This is a genomic window from Microtetraspora sp. NBRC 13810, from assembly GCF_030268685.1.
In the GTDB taxonomy this organism is placed as follows: Bacteria; Actinomycetota; Actinomycetes; order Streptosporangiales; family Streptosporangiaceae; genus BSRQ01.
The window spans coordinates 557329-573225 of sequence record NZ_BSRQ01000002.1 but is presented as its reverse complement, the minus strand read 5'-3'; the positions used below and the strand labels follow the sequence as shown (position 1 = coordinate 573225).

13 protein-coding genes are annotated in these 15897 nt (G+C 73.6%); 11 read left to right on the top strand and 2 right to left on the bottom strand.

Going from position 1 to position 15897, the window contains the following annotated elements:
* The 10 genes from QSK26_RS06375 to QSK26_RS06330 all read left to right on the top strand — a co-directional run bounded on the left by QSK26_RS06375 (nt 1) and on the right by QSK26_RS06330 (nt 12635).
* On the top strand, nt 1-387 hold the full coding sequence (locus QSK26_RS06375; protein ID WP_285774021.1) for a hypothetical protein: 387 nt from the start codon (nt 1-3) through the stop codon (nt 385-387).
* The gene (locus QSK26_RS06370) at nt 384-1610 is read left to right on the top strand and encodes a DUF6395 domain-containing protein (RefSeq protein ID WP_285774020.1); all 1227 of its coding nucleotides are present in this window, start codon (nt 384-386) and stop codon (nt 1608-1610) included. Before QSK26_RS06375 ends, QSK26_RS06370 begins: the two co-directional genes overlap by 4 nt.
* Entirely contained in the window at nt 1607-2449 is an 843-nt protein-coding gene (locus QSK26_RS06365; protein ID WP_285774019.1) for a M55 family metallopeptidase, read from the top strand. The genes QSK26_RS06370 and QSK26_RS06365 overlap by 4 nt, the downstream gene beginning before the upstream one ends.
* 7 nt (nt 2450-2456) lie before the next feature.
* Nucleotides 2457-4109: a flavin monoamine oxidase family protein gene (locus QSK26_RS06360; protein WP_285774018.1), complete on the top strand. Its 1653-nt coding sequence runs from the start codon at nt 2457-2459 to the stop codon at nt 4107-4109.
* 38 nt (nt 4110-4147) lie between these two features.
* Nucleotides 4148-4675, top strand: coding sequence for a YbaK/EbsC family protein (locus tag QSK26_RS06355; protein ID WP_285774017.1), 528 nt, complete (start codon nt 4148-4150; stop codon nt 4673-4675).
* 132 nt (nt 4676-4807) lie between these two features.
* A complete protein-coding gene (locus QSK26_RS06350) occupies nt 4808-7192 on the top strand; it encodes a serine/threonine-protein kinase (RefSeq protein ID WP_285774016.1) in 2385 nt (794 codons plus the stop codon).
* 34 nt (nt 7193-7226) lie between these two features.
* Complete coding sequence (locus tag QSK26_RS06345) at nt 7227-9116, top strand: protein kinase domain-containing protein (RefSeq protein WP_285774015.1); 1890 nt, start codon at nt 7227-7229, stop codon at nt 9114-9116.
* Between the two features lie 164 nt (nt 9117-9280).
* On the top strand, nt 9281-10558 hold the full coding sequence (locus QSK26_RS06340) for a serine/threonine-protein kinase (RefSeq protein ID WP_285774014.1): 1278 nt from the start codon (nt 9281-9283) through the stop codon (nt 10556-10558).
* Between the two features lie 324 nt (nt 10559-10882).
* Entirely contained in the window at nt 10883-11662 is a 780-nt protein-coding gene (locus QSK26_RS06335; RefSeq protein ID WP_285774013.1) for an electron transfer flavoprotein subunit beta/FixA family protein, read from the top strand.
* A 19-nt stretch (nt 11663-11681) separates the two neighbouring features.
* Nucleotides 11682-12635 carry an electron transfer flavoprotein subunit alpha/FixB family protein gene (locus tag QSK26_RS06330; protein ID WP_285774012.1) on the top strand — a complete coding sequence of 318 codons (954 nt, stop codon included), beginning with the start codon at nt 11682-11684 and terminating at the stop codon, nt 12633-12635.
* 160 nt (nt 12636-12795) lie between these two features.
* Here the strand turns inward: QSK26_RS06330 and QSK26_RS06325 are convergent, their stop codons facing one another.
* Together QSK26_RS06325 and QSK26_RS06320 are read right to left on the bottom strand one after the other, a co-directional pair.
* Nucleotides 12796-13989, bottom strand: coding sequence for an MFS transporter (locus tag QSK26_RS06325; RefSeq protein WP_285774011.1), 1194 nt, complete (start codon nt 13987-13989; stop codon nt 12796-12798).
* A gap of 121 nt (nt 13990-14110) precedes the next feature.
* On the bottom strand, nt 14111-14614 hold the full coding sequence (locus QSK26_RS06320) for a TetR/AcrR family transcriptional regulator (protein ID WP_285774010.1): 504 nt from the start codon (nt 14612-14614) through the stop codon (nt 14111-14113).
* A 118-nt stretch (nt 14615-14732) separates the two neighbouring features.
* Between QSK26_RS06320 and QSK26_RS06315 the strand changes: the two genes are divergently transcribed.
* Nucleotides 14733-15896 carry a cysteine desulfurase family protein gene (locus tag QSK26_RS06315; protein ID WP_285774009.1) on the top strand — a complete coding sequence of 388 codons (1164 nt, stop codon included), beginning with the start codon at nt 14733-14735 and terminating at the stop codon, nt 15894-15896.
* The last annotated feature ends 1 nt before the right edge of the window (nt 15897 follow it).

Below are 15897 nucleotides of genomic sequence, written 5' to 3'. Positions count from 1 at the left end.
ATGGTGCGGTTGTGGAAGCTGGCGCCGGTGCCCACGCGGCTCCGGCGCGCCGTACGTGCCTGGCTCGACGCCCGCTACGTCACGCGGGTGGACCACCGGCACGACATACGGGACTCCCTGTGGGAGGTCCAGGCCCTCGGCAGGGAACTGGTGGCGCTCCGGCGCGAGGTCGAGCGGCTGCGCGCGCAGGTCACGACGCTGACGGAGCGGCCGCGCGCGGCGGCGGCCCCGGACCCCCGCCAGACCGCCCGATGGGACGAGGCGCACCGCCTGGCGCATGAGACCGCCACGGCCGTGGACCGGCTGTTACAGAACGAGGTCCTGCTCTGGCAGGCCGTCGACCGCATCGACGCCGGCGCCAGGCCCGCCGGGGAAGGCGCGCGGTGAGGGTCGCCTGGACCCGGGACGACGACGTCTGGCGACTTGACTTCCGGCTCGATGCCGACGACGACCTGGCCGGCACCGTCACCGACGGCCAGCGGGTACGGCTGGCCACCAACTCCTGCCGGCTGCGCCTGCCGTACCCGGTGGACGACGTGCACCCGGACCTGCTCGCGCTGGCCGCCTGGACCGTCGTCGCGCCCTACACCCGGAGCCGGATCGTCTTCGACCGGCCGGTCTCCGCCGGGCTGGCGGCGGCCCTGGAGGAGGGCTGGCCGGTGCAGGCCGGGCCGGTGGGCGGGTCGCCCCGGTCGGGCGCGCGGCTGGCGATCTCCTACAGCGGCGGCGCCGACTCCGCGGCGGTGGCCTCGATCCTGCCCGACGCGCCGTTCGTGCACTTCCAGCGGATCTCGCACCCCAGGGTGCCCAACCGCTGGACGCACTACCGCGCGGACATCCTCGCCAAGCTCGCCGCGCAGACCGGGAGAGAGCTGACCGTCGTCCGGTCGGACCTGGAGTTCACCCTCGCCGAGCCGCGCCCCGGCTACCCCGAGCATCACGCGGTCGCCGCCGGCGCCGCGCTCATGGCGGACGAGCTCGACCTCGCCGGGATCGCGTTCGGCTACGAGATGGGCTCGCGCTGGCTGGGCGGCGGGCGTTATGTGCACCGCTACACCCCGGACAACCCGATGTGGTCGGCGGACGGCAGGTGGGGCCGGCTGTTCGCCGCCGCCGGGCTGCGCGTCGTGCTGCCGGTCGGCGGGATCAGCGAGGCCACCACCATGCGCCTCGCCCTCGGCTCCGGCCTGCGGCGGCAGGTACGCTGGTGTCTGCGCGGAGGCGACGGCGGGGCCTGCGGCACCTGCGGCAAGTGCCTGTACAAGGAGCTGATCCAGGCCGCCGTCGAGCGCCGCCCGCTCAGCACCACGATCACCGCCGACCGCCCGGTGGCGGCCAAGTGGCAACAGCCTCCGCCCTACGGCGGCCAGGAGATGATCGAGTACGGCTGCGCCCGGGTGCCCGGCATCGAGACCACTCCCTTCGCCAGGGCCGCGGAGCACCTGCGGGCCACCGAGGAGTCGACCCGCTGGCTGGACCACTGCTACCGTCCGGCGCTGGACGAGATCCCCGATCCGTGGCGCAAGCAGATCGCGGACTTCATGGCGGAAGAGGTCGGCTTCATGACCGAGGACGAGGCGCGCCGCGTCGAAAGCTGGGGGCAGCAGTGAAGGTTTACCTGTCGGTCGACATGGAGGGTGTCACAGGACTGACCGATCCGGAGGAGATGCACGCCGGCGGCCGGGGCTACGAGCGCGGCTGCGAGCTGATGACCGCCGACGCCAACGCGGCGGTCGAGGGCCTCTTCCAGGCGGGCGCCACCTCCGCCGTGGTGAACGACGCCCACGGCTCCACCAAGAACCTCAGGATCGACCTGCTCGACCCGCGGGCCACCCTGATCCGCGGCCCGGGCAAGCCGATGCGGATGGCCCAGGGCCTGGAACGCGACCACGTGGCCGCCTGCTTCGTCGGCTACCACGCCAGGGCGGGCGTGCGCGACGGCGTGCTCAACCACACCTGGATGGGCAAGGAGATCCAGAACGTCTACCTCAACGGCGAGGTCTGCGGCGAGACCCGGGTGGTGGCGGCCTACGCGGGCTACATGGGCGTGCCGGTGGCGCTGGTGACCGGGGACGAGGCGGTCTGCGCGGAGGCCCGCGAGCTGTTGGGGGACGTCGAGACGGTCGCGGTCAAGAACGGCGTGGACAAGTTCGCCGCCGAGCTGCTGCCGCCGAGCGTGGCCCAGGAGCGGATCAGGGAGGCGGCCGCGCGGGCGCTGTCCCGGGTGTCGTCGCTGCGGCCCTACGAGCTCGCGGCGCCGTACACGCTGGGGGTGGAGTGGAACTCCACGGCCATCGCCTCCGGGTGCGCGCTCATCCCCGGCGTCAAGGCGGTCGGCCCCCGGCACACCGAGTTCAGCACGGACGACTTCACCCAGATCATGGGACTCTTCGGCATCTTCGCCATGATCGGCGGCCAGGTGGCCTGCAACAGCGGCGTGTACGGCTGACCCTCCGATGTCCGGCACCCCCCAGGTCGATCCCCCGAAGCCTCCCGCGCCCGCCCCCGGCGGCGGGCTGACCCGGCGCGCCCTGCTCGTCGGCGTGGGCGCGGCCGGCGGGGCGGGGGCGATGTTCGCCGCGATGGGCGCGCTCGGCCTCGCCCCGCAGGAGCGCAGGGAGGACTACACGCCGCCGCGGGTGTCGGACTTCCACCTGACCGGGCGCGTCGCCGCCGACGTGGTCGTGCTCGGCGCCGGGGTCGCCGGGCTGACCGCCGCCTACGAGCTGGGCAAGGCGGGCTACCGCTGCACGGTGCTGGAGGCGCGGGAGCGGACCGGCGGCCGGAGCCTGACCCTGCGCGGCGGCGACCGGGTGTCCGAGCTGTCCGGCGAGACGCAGACGGCGCGGTTCGGCGAGGGCGTCTACTTCAACGCGGGACCGGGGCGGATCGCCCAGTGGATGGTCACCCTGGACTACTGCCGCGAACTGGGCGTGCCGATCGAGACCTTCGTCAACAACAACGCCTCCGCCTACGTCTACAACCACGGGATGGCCGCGCCGGTCCGGGCGCGCACGGCCCGCGCCGACGTGTACGGGTACGTCGCGGAGCTGCTGGCCAAGGCGACCCACGCCGGGGCGCTGAACCGGCGGCTCACCGCGGACGACCGGGAACGCCTGATCGACTTCCTGCGCAGGTTCGGCGACATCGGCCCCGAGCTGACCTACGAGGGGTCCGACCGGCGCGGCTTCCAGACCTACCCGGCGGTCGCCGCCGGCGTGCCGCTCCAGGGACCGGAGCCGCTCGCCGAGGTGCTCGCCGCCGGGATCGGCAGGGCGGTCACCGCCGACTTCGGCTTCGAGCAGGCGATGCCGATGTTCCAGCCGGTCGGCGGCATGGACGCGATCGCCCGGGCCCTGGCCGCCCGGGTCGGCGAGGACCGGATCAGGACCGGCGTGCGGGTCACCCGGATCACCGGCCTCCCGGACGGCGTGGAGATCGCCTACCAGGGCCCGGACGGTCCGGGCACCCTGCGCGCCGACTACTGCGTCGCCGCGCTGCCCCCGCACATCCTCGCGAAGATCCCCGGCAACCTCGGCCCGGAGATCACCGCCGCCCTCGCCACCCCCACCCCGGTCGCCGCCGGGAAGATCGGCCTGGAGTACGGCAGGCGCTGGTGGGAGCTGGAGGACCGGGTCTACGGCGGCATCACGGAGACCGACCTGGACATCACGCACATCTGGTACCCGTCCTACGGCTACCACGCGCCCCGCGGCCTGCTGGTCGGCTACTACAACACCGAGGAGAACGCCGAGCTGTACGGCGCCCTGTCGCACCGGGACCGGCTGAGCCGCGCGCTCACCCAGGGCAAGAAGATCCACGGGGAGAAGTACCGCTCCGAGGTGGTGTCCGGCGTCTCGGTGCACTGGGAGCGCCAGCCGCACATCCAGGGCGGCTGGGTGCGCTGGCCGTCCTACACCGGGGCCTTCGAGCTGTTGCAGCGGCCCGCCGGCCGGGTGCACTTCGCCGGCGACTGGCTCACCCATCTCATCGCCTGGCAGGCGGGCGCGATGGAGTCGGCCCGCAGGGCGGTCACCGCCGTGCACAGGGACGCCCTGTCCCGCACCCCGCCCGCGCGATCGGACGCGTCGCAGGGGAAGGGGACGTAGGGTTGGGGGACGTGTGCGCGATGGGGGAAGGGGAGGGCATGTCAATGGGCTCGCTGGAGTGGGTCCCGGCCCGGACGCGATCCGACCTGCTGGCGGACCCGGTGGCCACGGCCGTGGGGGCGCTGGAGGCCGACGACGTGCGGGTGGCCGAGATCGACCCCGGGCTCTCCGACACGGCAGTGTTCTGCGAGCGCTACGGCGTGCGGATGGACGAGTCCGCCAACTGCGTGATCGTCTCCGGCAGGCGGAACGGGCAGGTGCGTCACGCCGCGTGCCTCGTGCTGGCCGCGGCGCGGATCGACGTCAATGGCGTTGTCCGAAAGTGGCTTGATGTGCGAAAGGTGTCATTCGCGCCGCAAGAGGAGGCGGTCAGCCTCACCGGAATGGAATATGGTGGGATCACGCCGCTCGGTCTTCCCGACGACTGGCCCGTCCTGGTGGACGAGGCGGTGGCGGCCCATCCGGGCGTGGTGATAGGCAGCGGCGTCCGGCGTTCCAAGCTCGCGGTGTCCGGGGCGTTGCTGGGGGGATTGAAGGGCGCGGAAGTGCTTCGACTGGCCGGCTGAGGCCGTTTCGAAGCCTGTTTGTGACCCTCGATGGGGAAACCGTTCAAGGCCACGGGAACGTTGTACAAGCGGGAATGTGGCCTCATGGTTCATCTCAGGGGCGGTGTTTAAGCCGGTATGGTGCTTCATGCCATGAATGACGACCGACTCGGACCCTACCGGCTGCTCCGGCGGCTCGGTGAGGGGGGCATGGGTGTGGTCCACCTGGCCACCGACCCCCAGGGGCGCGAAGTGGCGGTGAAGGTCCTCCGCGCGGAGGTCGCCGGCGACGACGTCGCAAGACGCAGGCTCGCCCGCGAGGTCGAGACGATGCGCAGGGTGCGCAGCGAGCACATCGCCGAGGTTCTCGACGCCGACGTCACCGGCCACCGGCCCTACATCGTCACCCGTTACGTCCCCGGCCGCCCGCTCGACGACCTCGTCAAGCAGGACGGCCCGCTGGATCTCGAAGGCGTGCTCAAGGTCGCCGGGGGCGTCGCCTCCGCGCTGGCCGCCGTGCACTCGGTGGGCGTCATCCACCGCGACCTCAAACCGGGCAACGTCCTCATCGTGGACGGCGAGCCCGTGCTCATCGACTTCGGCATCGCCCAGGCGGTCGACGCCACCAGGCTCACCCAGACGGGCATGTTCATCGGGACGCCCGGCTATCTCGCCCCGGAGATCATCGAAGGCCAGGTGGCGGGTCCCGAGGTCGACGTGCACGCCTGGGCGGGCACTCTGCTCTACGCGTGCAGCGGCCAGCCGCCCTTCGGCAAGGGCACGCTGGAGATGGTCTTCTACAACATCACCGCGGGCAAGGCCAACATCGACGCCGCCCCGGAGATCCTGCGCCCGCTGCTGCGCGCCGCGCTGCGCCGCGATCCCGCCAAGCGTCCCCAGGCGGCCGAGCTGGCCGAGCAGTGCGCCCGGCTGATGCCCAGGCCGGCCCGGCACAGGGTGCCCGACGACATCCCCACCGTCCCCGAGTTCGACTCGCGCGGCCGGGCGGACGAGATCCCGACCCCGCCGGTCGGGCCGTCCCGCGCCGCGGTGCTCGCCGCCCAGGAGGGCCCCGCCCCCGACCGCCCCGCCCCCGACCGCCCCGCGGCCGACCGGGAGTATGTCTCGCTGCTCGGCGAGCAGGCCCCTCCCGCCCCGGCGGGCGACGGCCCGCTGCCGGAGGACGGCGACCCGTGGCCGACCCGCCGGGTGACGCCGGAGGAGTTGCGCCAGGTGCGCTCCGGCGGCTCCGACCTGCCGGCGCCGGTGCTGCCCGGTGAGCCCGTCCAGGGGTCGCAGGCGTGGCAGGCGCCCGGCGCGTCCCAGATGCCCTCCCGGCCCTGGGACCAGCCCGAGGAGCAGGTCGCCCCGTCGTGGGAGGTGCCGACCGAGGCCGACGTCTCCGCCGTGCCCTCCGTCTCCTGGGACGTGCCGACCCAGGCCGACGTCTCGGCGACGCCGTCCCGCCCGTGGGAGGCGCCCGCCGCCGGGCCGGTGCCGCCCGCGCCGCCGTCGCCGTCGCCGGACGGCGACATCCCGACGCAGCGGGTGCGGCCGAGCGACCTCCAGGAGTACATCAGGAACCACCAGCGTCCGCCGCACGGCCAGGCGGCGCCGTACGGCACGCCGGACGCGCAGGTCACGCCCGCCTACGGCCAGGGCAAGACGCCCGCGCCGCCGGCGCACGGGCACGGCGCGGCCGGCCTCCAGGGACCGCCCGCGCCGGCGAACCCGCGGACCACGGGCGGCCACGACCGGCCGGGCCACGAGCGGTCCGGCCTTGACCGGCCTGGCCACGAGCAGGCGTTCGGCCGGCCGGGGCAGCCGTCCGCGCCCTACCCGCACCCCTACCAGCAGCCCCAGCCGCCCGCGCACGGCCGCGGGCACGACCCGGCCTTCCCCGGGCACGAGGTGCGCACCGCCAACGGCGCCGCCCGGCCGTTGCAGCGTTCCAAGGCGTACGGCGCGGCGGCGGTGCTGCTGCTCGGGCTGGTCGCCGCCCTGGCGATCATCGCGCCGGTGCTCGTATCGGTGGTGGTGATCCCGCTGGCGGTGCTGCTCAGGGCCGCCGACATCGCCCATCCGCAGCTCGGCGGGCAGGGGAACGGCGGCGCGGCGCTCGACGTGCTGCGGGTCCTCGGCCGCCCGGCGGCGCTGGTCAAGTCAGTGGTGATCACCGTCGCCCTGGTGCCCTACGCGCTGATCCTGGGGCTGCCGGTGACGCTGCTGCTCACCGTGCTGGTGAGCGGGATGGAGACGTCCAACGCCCTGAGCTGGGGCGTGGCGGTGGCGCTGTGGACGATCTGCGCGGGGCCCGGGGTCGAGGGCCCCGGCCGTCAGATGCGCAGGGCGCTCGCCTCGCTGGTCCCGGCGAAGAACGTCGCGGTCGCCGTGGCGGCGGCGGTCGCGGTGGCGGTGGCGCTGACGCTCGCGGTCGCCGTGGGCACCCTCGGAGAGCGGACCACATCGGTGTGGTCACCCGTGAACATCCAACCGATAGCCAACAAACTCGAGGCCCTGCGGACGGCCGCGCAATGACGCGAGGCCCGAAGCAGCCGAACGGAGTGAGGCCATGAGCGGGGGAGACATCCAGGCGGCCGAGAGGCTCGGCCCCTACCGGCTGATCCGCAAGATCGGTGAGGGCGGCATGGGCGTCGTCCACCTGGGCGTGGACGACGACGGCAGGGAGGTGGCCGTCAAGGTCCTGCACCCGCACGTCGCCGCCGACCTCAAGGCGCGCGACCGGCTCACCCGCGAGGTCGAGACGATGCGCCGGGTGCGCAGCCCGCACGTCGCCGAGGTGCTGGGCGCCCAGCTCTCGGGCCCGCAGCCGTACATCGCGACGCGTTTCGCGCCCGGCAGGACCCTGGAGGAGACCGTCCTCACCGACGGCCCCCTGAGCCCCGCCGCCCTGGTACGGCTGGCGCGCGGCCTGTCCGCGGCGCTGGTGGCGATCCACGCGGCCGACGTCATCCACCGCGACCTCAAGCCGGCCAACGTGATGCTCATCGGCGGCGAGCCGCTGGTCATCGACTTCGGCATCGCCCACCTGGTCAACGCGACCAGGCTCACCCAGACCGGCATGTTCGTCGGCACGCCCGGCTACCTCGCCCCGGAGATCATCAGGGACAGCGAGATCACCCAGCTCGCGGACGTGCACGCGCTGGCCTCGACGGTGTTCTTCGGCGCGACGGGGAAGCCGCCGTTCGGCACCGGCACGTTCGAGGTGGTGTGCTTCAACATCATGGAGGGGCGGGCCCGGACCGATCTGGCGCCGGGCTGGCTGCGCGGCTGGCTGGAGGCGGCGCTGGCGGTCGAGGCGGCCGAACGGCCCACGGCCGGCGAGCTGCACCGGATGGCGCGGGCGCTCGACCCGTCGGTGACCGCCTTCCACGAGCCGACCAGGATCGAGTCCGTCACCCGGGTGACCGAGCAGGAGCCGCCCGCCGGAAGCGGCACCCGGGTGTTCTCGCAGGACGACTCCTTCTCCGACCTGCTGCCGCCGGTGAACTACGCGCCGTCGCAGAAGAGACGGCAGCAGGAGGCCGCCCCCTCGGCCAGGTCCGCCCCGCCGCCCGCGCCCCCGCCGGTGCAGGCCCCGCCCTACACGCCGGCCGTGCCCTACGAGCAGGGCGGCAGGGCGCCGGTGCACCAGCGGCCCGCGCCGCCCCCCGACCAGCGGGTGGCCGGCCCGCCGCCGCAGCCGTCCGGGCCGGCGCGGCCGTTGCCGCCGCCCGAGAACCGGCCCAGGCCGTACACCCCGCCGGAGGAGCGGCGCCCGCCCTATCGGGTGGGGCACCCGCTGCTGGCCGTGCTGCTGCTGGCGATCATCGTGGGGGCGGCCTGCCTGTTCCCCGTCGTGGTGAGCGCCTTCGCGGTGGTGGCCGTGCTGTGCCTGCGGGTCGGCGAATACCTCTTCGGCGACCTCGCCGACCGGCGCAGTGCGCGCGGCAGCAGCGGCGCGGACCCCCTGCTGGTCGTGCTGGGCACGCCGTGGGCGCTGATCAGGGCGGTGCTGGGCACCGTCGTGCACGTCCCGCTGGCCGCGATGTTCGGCATGTGCGTGTGGGGGGTGCTGGCCTACCCCGGCGGCATGTCCACCGACGTGGCCGCCGCCTACGCGGCGGGGGCCTTCACCGGCGGGCTGTTCGTGCTGCCCGGTGGCGGCAAGCCGCGCAAGGCGGTCTCGCGCACGCTCACCGCGCTGGTCCGCAGCCCCGGGGCCGCGATGGTCACCGCGATCGTGCTCGGCGCGCTGGCGGTCTTCGCGGTGATGGGCGCCCTGACCACCACGGCGTCGTTCATGCCGTGGGAGCCGCCGTCCGTGGTGATCGACAAGCTGACCACCACGTTCCGGGAGCAGACCGACCAGGCGTCGATGGGGGCCATCGACCTGGTCACCGGGCTGGTCGGCGATCTTCTCAACAGCCTCGGCCTGGGCTTCCTGGCCTTCTGGAGCTGAGTCTCACTCCACCGGCGCCGCGGGTCTTTCCGGCACTCCGGGTGACTCGCGGGCGTCACCCGGTGCCCTTGGCGGAAACTTGGATGTCGGCGGCAAGCCGCGCCCCGGTGCGCACGGCCGCCTTCTAGGGCACGATGTGAGTGAGATGCGGGAGAAGGAGTGGCATGGGAGCGCCGCCGGACGCTGAGCACCTCGGTCCCTATCGACTGCTATCCCTCATAGGGGCTGGCGGCTACGGTGCGGTGCACATCGCGCTCGACGCCCAGGGCCGCACCGTCGCGGTGAAGGTTCTGCACCCGCACGTGGCGGCCGACGCCGTCGCGCTCACCCGGCTGGGCCGCGAGGTCGAGACCATGCGCCGGGTGCGGGGCGAGCACGTCGCCGAGGTCGTCGACGCCTCCCTGGAGGGAGATCGCCCCTACCTGGTCACCCGTTACGTGCAGGGCCGGCCGCTGAACGTCGCGGTCGCCGCCGACGGCCCCTTCGCCGGGGACGACCTCGTCCGCCTCGCCCGGGGCCTGGCCGAGGCGCTGGCCTCGATGCACGACGCGGGCGTGGTGCACCGCGACCTCAAACCGGCCAACGTGATCGTGGCCGACGGCGAGCCCGTCGTGATCGACTTCGGCATCGCGTCCGCGTTCGACGCCGCCGCGGTGACCGCCTCGGGCGCGATCCTCGGCACGCCCGGCTATCTCGCGCCCGAGGTGATCCAGGACGGCGGCTCGCGCACGGAGTCCGACGTGTTCTCCTTCGCCGCCATGCTGGCCTTCGCGGCGACCGGGCGGCAGCCGTACGGGATGGGGCCGGCGGCGGCGGTGGCCTACCGGGTGGTGCACGACGCGCCTGACCTGGACGGGGTGCCCGACTGGCTCGCGCCGCTGCTGCGCGAGTGCCTCGTGCACGAGCCGGCCGCGCGGCCGACCGCCAGGCAACTGTGCGCCAGGCTCGGCGCGGTGGTGCCGCCGCCTGCTCCCGTCGCGCCGCGCCCGCCGGCCGCCACGGTGGTGGGGGAGATCCCCGTGGTGCCCGACGACGGCGTGCACGGGCTGTCCACCCAGCAGATCGGGCACGACCGGCGGCGTCCCGCGGCCAAGCCCACGCAGGAGGAGGCGCTGGCCCGGCACACCGCCAAGGTGCGCACCCGGTGGGTGGTCGGCTCCGGGCTGGTGGCCGCGCTGGCCACCGCCGCGGCCTGGGAGAACCTCACCGAGGTGTCGCTGCTGGTGCTGGGTCTCTACGTGTGCGCGGTGCTGGCCGACGCGGGGGTGGCGGTGTTCTCCAAGCCGGCGGGCCGGCGGAGCAGGCTCGTCGTCGATCTGGGCGGGGTGGCGGGAACGGCGGTGCTGGCCGCGCTGCTGGGCACGGTGTTCAGCACGTTCACGCTGACACTGGCCCTCGCCACGGTGCTGCTGGTGCTGGTCGTGGCGGTCGTGGCCGCCTGATCGGGGGCCGGTCGGGCACCTGTGGAACAAAGTTCGGTAGGGTGGAGGGGTACGGGTCCGGGCGTGGACGCCGACCGCCTGATCAGCGGGTTTGCGTCTAAGCTACTGGCGGGTAACATATCGGCGGGAGGATCGGAGTGACATGCCGGCCCATCCACCGTCACGGCGCTCTCGGGCACCTGGCAGCGGTGCGTCACCCGCACGTCCCACGGCGCATGCCGGGAACCGGCACGGCGACACCCCGGCCGGCGGGACAGCGGGATATACCGGGAATATCGGGAAATTTCGGGAACATCGGGAAATCGTCCGGAGGCCACTGACCCCATGAACATCGTCGTCTGTGTGAAGCAGGTCCCCGACACGGCGACCGAGCGCAAGCTGAGGTCCGACGACAAGACGCTCGACCGCGAGGCCGCCGACGGCGTCGTCAACGAGCTCGACGAATACGCGGTCGAGGAGGCGCTGAGGCTCAAGGAGGCCCACGGCGGTGAGGTGACCGTCCTCACGATGGGCCCGGACAAGGCGGCCGACACCATCCGCAAGGCGCTCGCCATGGGCGCGGACAAGGCCGTCCACGTGACCGACGAGGCGCTGCACGGCTCGGACGCGCTGTCCACCTCCTACGCGATGGCCCAGACGCTGAAGAAGATCGGCTTCGACCTGGTCATCCTCGGTTCCGAGTCCACCGACGCCCGTACCGGCGTGCTCGCCGCGATGCTGGCCGAGCGCCTGGGCGTGCCGCAGCTCACGCTGGCCAACAAGGTGGACGTGGCCGGCTCGTCCATCACCATCCAGCGGGTCACCGACTACGGCTTCGACAGGGTCGAGGCGACCCTGCCCGCCGTCGTCTCCGTGGTGGAGAAGATCAACGAGCCGCGTTACCCGTCCTTCAAGGGCATCATGGCGGCCAAGAAGAAGCCGGTGGCGAAGTTCGGCCTGGCCGAGGCCGAGATCGCCGCCGACCAGGTCGGGCTCGGCGGCGCCTGGAGCGAGGTCGCCGAGTTCGCCGCCGCCCCGCCGCGCGCGGCCGGCACCGTGGTCAAGGACGAGGGCGACGGCGGCGCGAAGACCGCCGAGTTCCTCGCCGCCAAGAAGTTCATCTGAGAACGGGGGTTGTGCTGAAATGTCGGAAATTCTCGTTCTTGTCGAGCATGTTGACGGCGAGGTCAAGAAGGTCACCCTTGAGCTGCTGACCCTGGCCCGCTCGCTGGGCGCCCCGGCCGCCGTCTGGGCCGGTCCCGGCTACTCCGAGACCGCCAGGGCGCGGCTCGCCGAGTACGGCGCCGAGAAGGTCTACGTCGCCGGCGACCAGGAGATCGTCGACTACGTGGTGGTGCCCAAGGCCGAGCTGCTCGCCCAGCTCGTGGCCGGGAAGTCGCCGGCCGCGGTGCTCGTCGCCGCGACCGCCGAGGGCAAGGAGATCGCCGGCCGCCTGGCCGTCAAGACCGACTCCGGTGTGCTCACCGACGTCGTCGGCCTGGGTGCGGGCTTCGTCGCCGACCAGTCCATCTTCGGCGGCGGCGTCAACGTCCGGTCCCGGGTCACCAAGGGCACCCCGATCGTCGCGGTCCGCCCCAACTCCACCGCTCCGCAGGCCGCCGCCGGCGCCGCCGAGGAGGAGCAGGTCTCCGTCACCCTGTCGGACGCGGCCAGGGCGGCCAGGGTCGTCGAGCGGGTCAAGCAGGAGAAGGGCGCCAGGCCCGAGCTCACCGAGGCCGCGATCGTGGTCTCCGGCGGGCGCGGCGTCGGCTCGGCCGAGAACTTCGCGATCATCGAGAAGCTCGCCGACTCGCTCGGCGCGGCGGTCGGCGCCTCCCGGGCCGCCACCGACGCCGGCTGGTACCCGCACCAGTTCCAGGTCGGCCAGACCGGCAAGACCGTCTCGCCCCAGCTCTACATCGCGACCGGCATCTCCGGCGCGATCCAGCACCGGGCCGGCATGCAGACCGCCAAGACGATCATCGCCATCAACAAGGACTCCGAGGCCCCCATCTTCGAGCTGGCCGACTTCGGCGTCGTCGGCGACCTCTTCCAGGTCGTCCCGCAGCTCACCGAGGAGATCGAGAAGCGCAAGTAGGCACGCCCCTCGGCACCGCACCGCTCCCGGCGCCGCACCGCCCGCGGTGCGGCGCCGCCGCGTCCCTCGGCCGACGCCAGTGTCCCCCCGGCCGCTGTCCCCCCGGCCGGCGGCTGAGTCCCCCGGCCGGCGGCTGTGTGCCACCGGCCGGTTCCGGGTCTCACCGGCTGAGCGAGGGCTCGGGGAGCGCGCCGACCGGCGGCGCGGGAGCCGTACGGCCGGCCGGCAAGAAGCGCGCGGTCACCGCGATCACCAGGCCGAGCAGCACGGCGGCGAACATCGCCACGCGCAGCGACGCGTGCCCGGACACGAAGCCGATCAGCACCGGGCCGAGCAGCAGCCCGGCGTAGCCCATGGCGCCGGTCTGCGCGATCGCGGGCGCGGGCGCGGCGCCCGACGTGCCCGCGAGCGAGAGCGCCATCGGGGAGATCGTCGCCACGCACAGGCCGACGAGGAACATGCCCCCGAGCGCGGCGAGCGGCGCGGGGGCGAGGATCACCACGGTGAAGGTCGCGGCGGTGCCGAGCCCCGAGGCGAACAGCAGGCCGCGGTCGCCCATCCGGGTACGCAGCCGGTCGCCGGACAGCCGGCCGGCCAGCATGCCCGCCTCGAAGGTCGGATAGCCGAGCGCCGCCATCGCCGCCGACGCGCCCACCACGTCCCGCAGGAACAGCCCGTTCCAGTCGGCGACCGTGCCCTCGATCATGAACGCGCAGAAGGCGATCACGCCGAGCAGGTAGACGACCGGCGGCATCCGCCTGGCCGCCCGCGCGACCCTGCGCCCGGCGCCGCGCGGCCCGTCCGGCAGGTGGGTACGCCCGACGACCACCATCAGCGGCAGCACCAGCGCCGCGGTCAGCGCCAGGTGCACCGGGTACGGCAGGCCGGTCGCGATCGCCAGGGTGCCGAGCAGCCCCGCCGAGATGGCGCCCACGCACCAGCCGGCGTGCATGCCGTTCATCAGCGGGCGGCCGACGGCCCGTTCGACGGAGGAGCCCTGGGCGTTCATGGCGACGTCCACGGCGCCGAAGGCGAGGCCGAACAGCGCGGCGGAGGCGAGGAGCCAGGGCAGGCCGGGGGCGAACGCGAGCGGCACCAGGGCCACGGCGCACAGCGGGCCGCCGATCCGCAGCACGGCGCGGCTGCCCGCGCGGGTCATCACCCGGCGCATGGACTGCATGGTCACCAGGGCGCCCAGACCCCAGGCGAGCAGCACGGAACCGATCGCGCCCTCCGACAGTCCGAGGCCGTCGGACAGGGCCGGGATACGGATCGTGAACGTGCCGCAGAGCAGGCCGGCCAGGGCGAATGTGAGGATTGCGCCGATATGTGCCGTCCTGAGGGCGCGGGTCATCGTCACTCCCTTCCAAATGCGTTGACAGAGGGTTTTCGGCGCCCGCGAAGAGGGCACACAGAATCAGGTCGCCCTCACGGCCCGGGCCGTCGGGGCGACCACCAGGGGGCGCCGGCGGAGGTCAGTCCAGCATCGAGAGCAGGTGTCGCTCCAGGTCGCGATACTGCTCGGGGGTGTAGACCGCCGGGGCGTGCGTGGCGATCTCCCAGAGCCCTTCACAGGCCAGGCGCACCACCTGGGCGGTCATCGGGTCGGCCTCCGCGTCGAGCCCTTCGCGGAACCACCGGGTCAGCGCCTCGCGCAGCGGCGCGAGCAGCGCGGGGTCTCCGGCCGCGCCGGTGACCACCGCCCATCGCCTCAGCTGGCCCCCGCACACGGCGGCGAACGTCGCCGCCACGTAGTTCTTGCCGTAGGAATCGTGTCCCTGCTGCGCCACGAGCCGGTCGAAGTCGGCGATGAGCCGCTCGATCATCGCTCTGACCAGGGCCTCTTTGCTGTTGAAGTGGTAGAGGAGGCCACCCTTGCTCACGCCCGCGCGCTCGGCGACGGCGGCCAGGGTGAGCGCGCCCGTGCCGTGCTCGGTCAGCAGACACTCGGCGGCATCAAGAAGCTCATCCCTCCTCATGCGCCTCACTGTACCGTCCGGACGGTACAGTAGGCAAACCGGGGGCGAACCTTGTTCCGGCCCCGGATAGTCTTGGAACGTCTGTCATAGATCGTGGAGCCGAGAGGGGAGTGCGGCCGTGGAGCCCGCCTATCTTGATCATGCGGCGACCACGCCGATGATCCCCCAGGCGATCGAGGCGATGAACGCGCAGTTCGGCCGGGTGGGCAACGCGTCGTCGTTGCACGCGGCCGGGCGGCGGGCCCGCCGGGTGGTCGAGGAGGCCCGCGAGGTCGTCGCCGACGCGCTCGGCGCGCGCCCCAGCGAGGTCGTGTTCACCTCCGGCGGCACCGAGGCCAACAACCTCGCCGTCAAGGGGCTCTACTGGTCACGCCGCCCGTCCGGCGCCACCCGCGTCCTGGTCAGCGCGGTCGAGCACCACGCCACCCTCGACCCCGCCCACTGGCTCGGCGACCACCAGGGCGCCCAGGTCGAGTTGCTCGACGTGGACGAGCACGGCAGGGTCCGCCCCGAGACGCTGCGCGCCGCGATCGAGCGCGATCCCGCCACGGTCGCCCTGGTCAGCGTCATGTGGGCGAACAACGAGGTGGGCACGATCCAGCCGATCAAGGTGCTGGCCGCCATCGCGCACGACCACGGCATCCCGTTCCACACCGACGCGGTCCAGGCCATCGGCCAGCTCCCGGTGTCCTTCTCCGACGCGGGCGTGGACGCGCTGACCCTGACCGGGCACAAGGTGGGCGGGCCCATCGGGGTCGGGGCGCTGCTGCTCGCCCGCGGCGTCGATCCCGTCCCGGTGCTGCACGGCGGTGGCCAGGAGCGCGACGTGCGCTCGGGCACGCTCGACGCGCCCGCCATCGCCGGGTTCGCCGCGGCGGTGAGCGTCGCCGTGTCCTCCCGCCAGGATCACGCCAAGCACCTGAGCGCGCTGCGCGACGACCTGATCCACCGGGTCCGGGCGGCCGTGCCCGACGTCGTCCTCAACGGCGACCCCGACGACCGGCTCCCCGGCATCGCCCACTTCTCCTTCCCCGGCTGCGAGGGCGACGCGCTCCTCATGCTGCTCGACGCCAAGGGCATCGAGTGCTCGACCGGCTCGGCCTGCTCGGCGGGCGTGGCCCAGCCGTCCCACGTGCTGCTCGCCATGGGCGCCGACGCCGCCTCCGCGCGCGGCTCGCTGCGTTTCAGCCTCGGCCACACCTCCACCCAGGCCGACATCGACCGCCTGGTCGAGGTGATCGGCCCCGTGGTGGAACGCGCCAGGCGGGCCGGCCTCACCTAGG

Excerpts from the sequence above, each read along its gene's own strand:
- QSK26_RS06375 (WP_285774021.1), top strand. The coding sequence starts at position 1 with ATGGTGCGGTTGTGGAAGCTGGCGCCGGTGCCCACGCGGCTCCGGCGC.
- QSK26_RS06360 (WP_285774018.1), top strand. The coding sequence starts at position 2,457 with ATGTCCGGCACCCCCCAGGTCGATCCCCCGAAGCCTCCCGCGCCCGCC.
- QSK26_RS06355 (WP_285774017.1), top strand. The coding sequence starts at position 4,148 with ATGTCAATGGGCTCGCTGGAGTGGGTCCCGGCCCGGACGCGATCCGAC.
- QSK26_RS06350 (WP_285774016.1), top strand. The coding sequence starts at position 4,808 with ATGAATGACGACCGACTCGGACCCTACCGGCTGCTCCGGCGGCTCGGT.
- QSK26_RS06345 (WP_285774015.1), top strand. The coding sequence starts at position 7,227 with ATGAGCGGGGGAGACATCCAGGCGGCCGAGAGGCTCGGCCCCTACCGG.
- QSK26_RS06340 (WP_285774014.1), top strand. The coding sequence starts at position 9,281 with ATGGGAGCGCCGCCGGACGCTGAGCACCTCGGTCCCTATCGACTGCTA.
- QSK26_RS06335 (WP_285774013.1), top strand. The coding sequence starts at position 10,883 with ATGAACATCGTCGTCTGTGTGAAGCAGGTCCCCGACACGGCGACCGAG.
- QSK26_RS06330 (WP_285774012.1), top strand. The coding sequence starts at position 11,682 with ATGTCGGAAATTCTCGTTCTTGTCGAGCATGTTGACGGCGAGGTCAAG.
- QSK26_RS06325 (WP_285774011.1), bottom strand. The coding sequence starts at position 13,989 with ATGACCCGCGCCCTCAGGACGGCACATATCGGCGCAATCCTCACATTC.
- QSK26_RS06320 (WP_285774010.1), bottom strand. The coding sequence starts at position 14,614 with ATGAGGAGGGATGAGCTTCTTGATGCCGCCGAGTGTCTGCTGACCGAG.